The sequence below is a fragment of the Nocardioides sp. J9 genome (genome assembly GCF_007829375.1).
GTDB lineage: Bacteria > Actinomycetota > Actinomycetes > Propionibacteriales > Nocardioidaceae > Nocardioides.
This window is the reverse complement of record NZ_VLJQ01000110.1, coordinates 100,066-108,660: the sequence shown is the minus strand read 5'-3', so window position 1 is coordinate 108,660 and position 8,595 is coordinate 100,066. Positions and strand designations below refer to the sequence as shown.

General features: G+C 71.6%; 9 protein-coding genes and 2 tRNA genes. 4 read left to right on the top strand and 7 right to left on the bottom strand.

Annotation, left to right across the window (positions count from 1 at the left end; genetic code table 11):
• On the top strand, positions 1 to 619 hold a 619-nt coding region (locus tag L615_RS19210), incomplete at its 5' end, for a FadR/GntR family transcriptional regulator (protein ID WP_145726148.1).
• Positions 616 to 1,362, top strand: a complete 747-nt coding sequence (locus L615_RS19205) for a sterol desaturase family protein (protein ID WP_145726147.1) — start codon at positions 616 to 618, stop codon at positions 1,360 to 1,362. The genes L615_RS19210 and L615_RS19205, both read left to right, overlap by 4 nt.
• 34 nt (positions 1,363 to 1,396) lie before the next feature.
• Here L615_RS19205 and L615_RS19200 read toward each other — a convergent pair whose 3' ends face one another.
• The 3 genes from L615_RS19200 to egtB are packed head-to-tail and all read right to left on the bottom strand — an operon-like array spanning position 1,397 to position 4,693.
• Positions 1,397 to 2,380: a hypothetical protein gene (locus L615_RS19200; RefSeq protein ID WP_145726146.1), complete on the bottom strand. Its 984-nt coding sequence runs from the start codon at positions 2,378 to 2,380 to the stop codon at positions 1,397 to 1,399.
• Between the two features lie 31 nt (positions 2,381 to 2,411).
• Complete coding sequence (gene egtD / locus L615_RS19195) at positions 2,412 to 3,383, bottom strand: L-histidine N(alpha)-methyltransferase (protein ID WP_145726145.1); 972 nt, start codon at positions 3,381 to 3,383, stop codon at positions 2,412 to 2,414.
• On the bottom strand, positions 3,380 to 4,693 hold the full coding sequence (egtB, locus tag L615_RS19190) for an ergothioneine biosynthesis protein EgtB (RefSeq protein ID WP_145726144.1): 1,314 nt from the start codon (positions 4,691 to 4,693) through the stop codon (positions 3,380 to 3,382). Before egtB ends, egtD begins: the two co-directional genes overlap by 4 nt.
• A 213-nt stretch (positions 4,694 to 4,906) precedes the next feature.
• Between egtB and L615_RS19185 the strand changes: the two genes are divergently transcribed.
• A complete protein-coding gene (locus L615_RS19185) occupies positions 4,907 to 5,380 on the top strand; it encodes a UPF0158 family protein (protein WP_145726143.1) in 474 nt (157 codons plus the stop codon).
• Positions 5,381 to 5,391: 11 nt separating this feature from the next.
• Here L615_RS19185 and L615_RS19180 read toward each other — a convergent pair whose 3' ends face one another.
• A complete protein-coding gene (locus tag L615_RS19180) occupies positions 5,392 to 6,852 on the bottom strand; it encodes a plasmid pRiA4b ORF-3 family protein (protein ID WP_261376766.1) in 1,461 nt (486 codons plus the stop codon).
• 122 nt (positions 6,853 to 6,974) lie between these two features.
• On the opposite strand from L615_RS19180, the gene L615_RS23890 reads away from it, so the two are divergent.
• Entirely contained in the window at positions 6,975 to 7,883 is a 909-nt protein-coding gene (locus L615_RS23890; protein WP_222430622.1) for a nuclease-related domain-containing protein, read from the top strand.
• 322 nt (positions 7,884 to 8,205) lie between these two features.
• On the opposite strand, the gene L615_RS19170 is transcribed toward L615_RS23890, so the two are convergent.
• The 3 genes from L615_RS19170 to L615_RS19165 all read right to left on the bottom strand — a co-directional run bounded on the left by L615_RS19170 (position 8,206) and on the right by L615_RS19165 (position 8,570).
• Positions 8,206 to 8,278: transfer RNA gene (locus L615_RS19170), tRNA-Ala, on the bottom strand.
• A gap of 31 nt (positions 8,279 to 8,309) precedes the next feature.
• Entirely contained in the window at positions 8,310 to 8,435 is a 126-nt protein-coding gene (locus L615_RS23885) for a DLW-39 family protein (RefSeq protein WP_222430621.1), read from the bottom strand.
• A gap of 61 nt (positions 8,436 to 8,496) precedes the next feature.
• Positions 8,497 to 8,570, bottom strand: a tRNA-Ile gene (locus L615_RS19165).
• Positions 8,571 to 8,595 lie beyond the last annotated feature (25 nt).

Genomic DNA, 8,595 nt, shown 5'->3' with positions numbered 1-8,595 from the left:
GGTCCTCGACGACGTCCTCGACGGCGAGCTCGCCGTTCGCGAGGCGCTGCAGCGCATCGCGCAGACCGGGCTGGTGGAGGTGCGGCACGGCGGGGCGACCACCGTGCGCGACTTCCGCCGCGCCGCCGGCCTCGACCTGCTCCCGCGGCTCCTCGTCCGCAGCGGGCGGCTCGACGCGGCGGTCGCCCGCAGCGTCCTGGAGGCCCGTGCCGAGGTCGGCCCCGGCATCGCCGCCCTGGCCGCCGAGCGCGGCGGGCCCGGCCTCGCCGCAGACCTCGACCGCGTGGTGACCGACCTCGAGGCGGCCCAGGACGCGGTGCGCTGGCAGGAGCTGGCCCTGGACTACTGGGACCTGCTCGTCGACGGCGCCGACTCCCTCGTCTTCCGGCTGATGTTCAACAGCCTGCGCGCCGCCTACGAGCCGGCCCTGCCCGCGCTCTCCGCGGTGCTGGCCGCCGAGGTGGGCCAGGTCGAGCCCTACCGGCTCCTGGCCGCGGCGATCCGCAGCGGCGACGCCGCCACCGCCCGGGCCGCCGCGACCCGCGTGCTCGCGCCGACCGCCGAGGCGCTGCTGGCGGCCCTTGACGCGGTGGGGGACGCGGCGGAGAACGACCGGTGAGCCCCCGCGAGGCGCACGCCGCCCGCCGCCTGGCGGAGGACGAGGCGCGCCTGGACGGGAGGCTGGACGGGAAGTACGTCGGCGACCGGGCTGCCGGGCGTCGTACGAACCTGTCGATGGGCGAGGTGTTCGCCGAGTTCTGGCGCCACCCCAGCCCGTGGCTGCTCGGGACCTGCCTGGTCGCCGCCGTCACCGGTCGGGTGCTCGCCGGGCCCGGGTCGTGGTGGGAGCTGGCCGTCCCGCTCGGCTTGGTCGCGGTGCTGCCGGTCGTGGAGTGGGTGGTCCACGTGTTCATCCTGCACTGGAAGCCGCGCCGGCTCGGACCGGTGACCCTGGACCCGCTGCTGGCGCGCAAGCACCGCGCGCACCACGCGAACCCGCGCGAGATCCCGCTCGTGTTCATCCCCTGGCAGGCCCAGCTGTGGCTGGCGCCGGCGTGGACCGCGCTGGCGTGGCTGGTGATGCCGACGACCTCGGCGATGTTCACGCTGCTGGTCGCGGTCTACACGATCAAGTCCGGCTACGAGTGGACGCACTACCTGCTGCACAGCGACTACCGACCGCGGTCGGCGTGGTACCGCAAGGTCTGGCGCAACCACCGGCTGCACCACTACAAGAGCGAGCACTACTGGTTCACCGTCACCACGGCGGGGACGGCCGACCGGTTGTTCGGCACGGCGCCGGACCCGGGCACGGTGCCGACCTCGCCGACCGTGCAGCGGTTGCACGACCTGGACCTCTGACCGGCTGACCGGCCGGTCCCGGGGTTCGCGGGATTCAGCCCAGGGAGCGGCAGACCGCGAACGGCAGCTGGCGGGCCTTCGTCAGCTGGGCGGCGCCGCGCGGGTCGCGCAGGGTGTAGCCGAGCCGGCCGCTGGAGGGATCCGCGACGCCGCGGTCCATGACCGTGCCGAAGTCCGGGTCGGTCCGCGGCATCACGTCGGCGAGCCGGACCCGGTCGAAGGCGTCGCCGCGGTCCGGGCCGAGCTGGACGGTGACGAGCTCGGCGCCGAGGGCGACGGACCACGCCTCGAGCTCGTCGATGGCCCGCAGCGCGGCCTTCGGGGCCTTGGCGAGACTGGCCTCCATGCCGTCGCCGAAGACGTCGTCGAAGTCGCGGCAGGACCGGTCGACGAAGGTCGAGATCGCCTCGCGGCCGGTCAGCGCCGCCATCTCCGGCACCGCGCCCCACGACTGGTCGCCCGCGGGCGGCCGCGCGGAGGTGACGAGGTGGCGGTCGGCATCGACGACGGCACCCCGGAGCGGGCCGACACCGGCCCGGACGGCGCGCTGCACCGCGCGCATGGGCACCGAGTCGTGGAACGCGAGCGCCCAGCCGGACTGCTCGCCCTCCCAGCTCGCCTCCCAGGCGACGTCGTCGCGGCTGAAGCCGAAGTCGGCCCGCAGCTGCTCGTCGACGTCGCGCAGCAGCCCGAGCGAGAGCGTCGCGGTGCGCCCGGCGCGGCGCCAGAAGGTCTCGCTCTCCTCCGGCGGGCTGGTGCTGTCGAGGGAGCCGAAGCCGAGCACGAGCCGGAGCTGGTCGAAGTCGGTGACGGTGAGGGAGGTGGCGCCGGACGGCACCAGCGAGAGCACGGCGGCGGACGGCTCCAGCGAGGCGTCGTACTCGCGCACGACTGCCTGCGGCGCCGTGTCGTCCTGGTAGACCGGCTCCGGGTCGTCGCTGCAGGCGGTCAGGCCTGTCACCAACGTCGCGCAGACCAGCGCTCCCAGCCACGTGCGGCCGGTCCGGGCTCCCTTCACGGCGCTGAGTCTGCCACGAGCCGGCGCGGGATCAGCCCTTCGTCGCGAGGGTGAGCGCGAAGTCACCGGCGTCGTCGGTCCACGCCCGCGCCACCCCCAGGCCCGCCGCCTCGAGCTCGGCGGCGAGCCGCTCGCGCCGGAACTTGGTGGAGATCTCGACCCGGAGCTCCTCCCCCATCGCGAGGTCGAGCTCGAGCCCGGCGCCGGGCAGGCGGACCCGTTGCGGCACCTCGGCGCGCAGGCGCAGGTCCATCCGCTCCATGTGCGGGTCCCAGAAGGGCACGTAGGAGAACGCCGACTGGTCGAAGTCCGCGCCGAGCTCGCGGTTGACGACGGTCAGCGCGTTGCGGATGAACGCCTCGGTGACGCCGGCGGAGTCGTCGTAGGCGGCGATCAGTCGGTTGGCGCTCTTGACCAGGTCGGTGCCGAGCAGGAACGAGTCGCCCGGCTCGAGCAGGTCGGCGAGCGCGCCGAGGAAGGCGGAGCGTTCCTCACGGTAGAGGTTGCCGATCGTGCCGCCGAGGAACGCGACCATCCGGCGCCCGCCGCTCGGCAGGKGACCGAGGTGGAGGGTGAAGTCACCGACCAGGCCGACCACCTCGACGCCGGGGTACGCCTCCGCGATCCGCGCCGCCGCTTCCCTGAGCGTGCCCTCGGAGACGTCGACGGGGGTGAACCGGGTGAGCTGGCCCGTCGCGGTGAACGCGTCGAGCAGCAGCCGGGTCTTCTCGCTGGTGCCGCTGCCCAGCTCGACCAGCGTGGTCGCCCCGCTGGCGGCGGCGATGTCGGCGGCGTGCTGCTCGAGGATCGAGCGCTCGGCGAGGAAGGGGTAGTACTCCGGCAGCCGGGTGATCTGGTCGAACAGCGCGGACCCGCGGTCGTCGTACAGCCAGCGGGGCGGGAGGGTGCGCGGGTGGCTCAGCAGCCCGCGGCGCACGTCGTCGACGAGGCTGCCGGTCTCCCAGTCGGGGTCGAGCAGGACCTTGAGCTGGGGTTCGCTCACCGGGGCTCTCCCCCGTCGGCCAGGCGCACCCCGGAGAGCGCCCAGCGCGCGCCGGGTGGGAAGAAGTTGCGGTAGCTGGCGCGCGCGTGGCCGGGCGGGGTGAGCGCGCAGCCGCCGCGCAGCACCATCTGGTTGGACATGAACTTGCCGTTGTACTCCCCGATCGCGCCCGCGGCGGGGTGGAAGCCGGGGTAGGGCAGGTAGGCAGAGGAGGTCCACTCCCAGCAGTCGCCGTAGACCTGCCGCAGCCGGCCGGTCGCCGGGCCCGCGGGCCGGGGGTGGAAGGTCTCGGTGTCGGCGAGGTTGCCGGCCGGTTCGACCGGTTCGGCCGGGTCGGCCGGGTCGCCGGTGTCGGTGCGCACCGCGTGCTCCCACTCGGCCTCGGTCGGCAGCCGCTTGCCCGCCCAGGTCGCGTAGGCGTCGGCCTCGTAGTGGCTGACGTGGCTGACCGGCAGCCCGGGGTTGACCGGGAAGGTGCCGTGCAGGGTGTGCTCGAACCACACGCCGTCGACCTCGGTCCAGTAGAAGGGCGCCGCCCAAGCGTTGGTCTTCACCTGCGCCCAGCCGTCGGAGAGCCACAGCTCGGGGCGCCGGTAGCCGCCGTCGGCCATGAACTCCAGCCACTCCCCGTTGGTGACCAGCCGGTCGGCGAGCCGGTAGGGCTCGAGCCAGGCCTGGTGCAGCGGGAGCTCGTTGTCGAAGGAGAAGCCGTCGCCGCGGTGGCCGACCTCGACCAGGCCACCGTCCACGTCGACCCAGCCGAGCTGGTCCGGCTCCGCCTCGGGGACCGGCCGGCCGCCGTACACGGGTTGGAGGGGGTTGAGCGAGAGCACGTGCTTGATGTCCATCAGCAACAGCTCCTGGTGCTGCTGCTCGTGGTGGAACCCGAGCTCGATCGTGCCCGCGAGCTTGTCGACCGTGCCCTGGTCGAGCCGCGCGACGAGGTCGCGCACCCGGTCGTCGACGTTGCGCCGGTAGAGGCCGACGTCGTGCGCCCCCGGCCGGCTGATCACCCCGCGCTCGGCCCGGTTGTAGCGCGGCCCGACCGCCTCGTAGTAGCTGTTGAAGAGGAACCAGTACTTGTCCTGGTACGGCGCGAAGCCGGTCTCGTTCTCCGCCAGCACGAAGGTCTCGAAGAACCACGTCACGTGCGCCCGGTGCCACTTCGTCGGGGACACGTCCGGCATCGACTGCACGGTCTGGTCCTCCGGCGACAACGGCTCTGCGAGCCGCTCCGTGTGCGACCTGACCTCGTCGTACCGCGCCAGCAGCGCGTCGGCGGTCCACCGGGAGTCCTGCGTGGCGGTCATGCGAGCCTCCTCGCCGTCCGCGGCCGCACCCTGCGGTCGCCGATGACGTCTGGAATCGACCCTAGGTCGGCCCGCCGACAATGCAAGGGACAAGTCCGCGGCACGCTGTGGAAGCGGCCACTTACACCCTTGCCCCGCGGGCTTCGGAGGCTCAGGCGAGACCCCAACCACAACCCCTTGGGGAACGAGCGTCGGCCGGCCTACGCTGCCCGGATGGTCGACCTGGACGCGATCAACCTCGAGGAGCTGGCATCATCGCTGGCCGACCAGACCGACTACGACCACCGGTGGTTGATCGACCCGCAGAGCGGGGAGATCGTGCTCTGGACCAGCGACACCGGCGTCGACGGCGAGAACCCGGTCGACATCGACGAGCTGGACCACCTGGTCCTCATCGACCCGCTGCCGTCTTACGTCTGGTACCAGGACATGGTCGACTTCGCCCAGCGAATCAGTGACCGCAGGGCGGGTGAGCGGCTGAGCCGCGCGCTCCAGGGCAGGGGCGCCTTCCGGCGCTTCGGGAACGAGCTCCATCAACGTCATCCCGACCTGGTGCCGGTGTGGCGTGCCTTCAGCGACAGCCGCGCGATGGTGCGGGCCGTGCGTTGGCTGGCCGACGAGGGGCTCGTCGTCGACGACGACGCACAACGGTTCTGGCGGGACAACCCCGAGGCCCAGCTTCCCTGACTCGACGACGGTCAGGTCCGCCGGATCGCTGCACGTGCCACCGCGGCGACCGCGAGGTCGGTGCCCTTGACCTCGCCCCACCGAGCGCCGGCGGCGCCGGCCAGCTGCTCGAGCACCTCGAAGGTCGGACTCCACGGAGGAGGCGGGGACAGCCGATCACGACCGTGGCTCCATCCCAGGTCGTAGAGGAGGTCCGCAGTCTCGTCGTGCCAGTGCTCGACCGGTGTCCCGCTGCCTGCGACCGCCAGGACCATCCACCCGGCCTGGCGCTCGAAGTCCTTGGTGCCGAGCGGTAGACGGCCCACGATGTGGGCGAGCAGCGCCTGCGGGTCGCCGGCGCAGCGGCGAGCAGCCGCGGTCGGAGTGAGCTGCCCGCTGCGGACGCTGACCAGACCGAGGGCACGGGCGGTGTCGCGGATCGCGGCGACCGGGCGGGTCAGGTCCTCGCGGTTGGCCTTGCCGATCCACCACTCGGCGATGCCGGTCCGGGTGGCGATCTCCTCGACCACGGCCGGCCGCAGGTAGCCCGCGGCGGTGAGCGTGACGCCGTCGCCGATGATGTCGAGGAAGGTCCGGTAGGTCTCGGTCGAGCTCGCGGCCTGAGCATCACTGAGGTCGACGGGGCCGTGGGAGAGCGGGCGTCCGAGCACCTCCCGCAGGGCCGTGAGCCCACGACGCGTCAACCTGTCGGCCAGCTCGGCCAGCTCGCCACCGACGTCGACCGGTTCTGCGGTCGCGATCGCCAGCGACTCGTTCACCTCGCCGAGGTCGAAGTGGTCCGGGTGCCACCCCTCGGGCAGCCAGTCCCGGCCGTGCTCGGCGTCCTCGAACGACCGCGGCAGGAGGGTGTCGTCGTACCCGCTGCGCACCCAGGCTGCGATCTCGTCGTAGCCCCAGATCCCGCCGCAGTCCTCTGGCGGACAGGCCATCCGCCCAGCGGTGCAGCGCACGGTCGCGGGCGATTCATCCAGGACCGCCTCGACGACCAGCTGGTGGTCCCAGCCGTCACCGAAGTCGTACTCGTACCAGAGCTCGTCGCCCTTCGCAGCGAGGAGCTGGTCGAGGCGTACGTCGGCCTCGGGCATCCCCTCGTCACCCTCGTCGAGGTCGAACTCGGTTGCGAAGTAGGGCGACCGGCGGTCCTTGCTCACACGGAAACGGTGGAGGTGGGAGTCGTACCAGCCCATCGCGGCCTGGATCGCGACGTGCATCTGCGGCAGCGTCAGGTCGCCGGGTAGCTCGAGGCGGCGCCAGACGGGCGGCTTGGCTCCGTGCAGGTCCAACCGGACACGGAACCCGCGCACACGCTCCGGGACGGGCAGCACCGCGGGCCGTTCATCGCGCTTCAGCTTCTCGAAGATGGTGGTGACCTGACCGTGCATCAAGGCATCGAGAAGCGCCTTGCCTTCCTCGGGACGGGCGCCGGCCATCAGCTGCTTCACGAGGTGCTGGACGTCGGTCTCGTCGGCCACTGCGACAGTCAACCATCGGCGCTGCAGGCGTTCAGCTACGACACCCAGCCCACGTGACTACGGATTCGTCTGCGGCATCGCCGCTCCAGTGCGACCCTCGGTGAGCGAGGAGGTGAGCCGACGTGACCGAGTGGATCGTGCGCCGGTGGGCGCGTTACGGCCACGAGCGGCTCTACGCCGAGACGCCGGGCGGGACGGCGCTGGGCTACTACGACGTGAAGACCGGGCGTCATCACTCCGATGACCTGTCGAACGTGCCGTTGCTGCAGCGGGCGATCGCTGACCACCTGGCGGCGCGAACGCCGACGGCGCCACCAGCGCCGTCCTCACCGAACCCACTCGACCTCCACCACTCGGTGGAGTCACCGTCGCCAACGCCGCCGGCACCGCTTCCCCCTCCCCGTCCCGCCTGGCACGACCTCAGCGAGAATCGCGCGGGCGCCGCTGCCCGCGAACGTGCGATGGCGGAGCGCGAGGCCCAGGGCCCCTTCAAGCACGTGCTCTCCCGCCTGGTGGGGGCACGCACCGAGGAGCGCGCGTGGCGGATCGGTGCCGAGGGCGAGGAGGCCGTCGCCGCGCAGCTCCTCGCCCTCGGACCGGCGTGGCGGGTCCTGCACGCGATACGCGTCGGCGAACGCGGCTCGGACATCGATCACGTGGTCGTCGGTCCAGCCGGGGTCTTCACCATCAACGCCAAGCATCATCCCCACGCCTCGATCTGGGTGGGCGGTGACACCTTCATGGTCAACGGGCAGCGAGTGCCCTACATCCGCAACAGCCGGCACGAGGCCCAGAGGGCAGGGCTACTTCTCACCGAGCAAGCCGGCTTTCCGGTCACCGCCACCGGCATCGTCGCGGTGATGGGAGCCCAGAAGGGCTTCAGGATCCGCGCTCAACCCAAGGACGGCGCCGTCGTCGTCGTGATGCGCCGACGTGTCTGCAACCACCTGCTGTCGCAACCGCACCGACTTACCCCGGACCAGGTCGACACGATCTACGACGTGGCGAGGCGCTCGACCACGTGGCAGTAATGACCCCTGCGTCCATGGGGGACACCGAACTGATCGAATCGTCGAGTTCCGACTGACGTACTCCCCAGGCTCGCCGGAGAAGAGTCAGGGCGAAGAAGCGCACCTGTGCGACGACGCGTCCTCGCCCAGGCTTTGGTGTTCGGTCACTACCGAACAGCGAACACTTGTCAGCCGCAATGACGAACGGTGATGCGAGCGCGTCCACGTCGAACGACAGGTCGGCTCACACCCACCCGGCATCCTTGAACTCAGTCGTGAGAGCGACAAACCCGACCGCTCTTGAAACGCCAGAAACCGCAGGCTGACCTGCGGTTTCATTGAGTGGAGCCTAGGGGACTCGAACCCCTAACCCCCTGCTTGCAAAGCAGGTGCGCTACCAATTGCGCCAAGGCCCCGTGGTGGGGGTCGGCGGACCCCCGGTGGGATTCAGTTCTTCGGGAGCTTGTCGGTGGCCTCGGCCCACAGGGCCTGCTCCGCCTTGCTCTCCTGGAGCTTCTTGCCGGCGACGACGACGCCCACTGCGGCGAGGGCCGCGAGGAGGACCTTCTTCATGCCAACACTCCCGTTCTTCCCAAGAAGCCCCGGTCCGCGAGTCGCGGCCGGGGCTTTCCGGTGGGCCTAAGAGGACTTGAACCTCTGACCCCCACATTATCAGTGTGGTGCTCTAACCGTCTGAGCTATAGGCCCGGGTGGCGAGCCGCTCTGGGTGGAA

What these genes read in the sequence shown, in the direction of transcription:
- L615_RS19185 (WP_145726143.1), top strand. Translation starts at nt 4,907, where the DNA reads ATGGTCGACCTGGACGCGATCAACCTCGAGGAGCTGGCATCATCGCTG.
- egtB (WP_145726144.1), bottom strand. Translation starts at nt 4,693, where the DNA reads ATGACCGCCACGCAGGACTCCCGGTGGACCGCCGACGCGCTGCTGGCG.
- L615_RS23885 (WP_222430621.1), bottom strand. Translation starts at nt 8,435, where the DNA reads ATGAAGAAGGTCCTCCTCGCGGCCCTCGCCGCAGTGGGCGTCGTCGTC.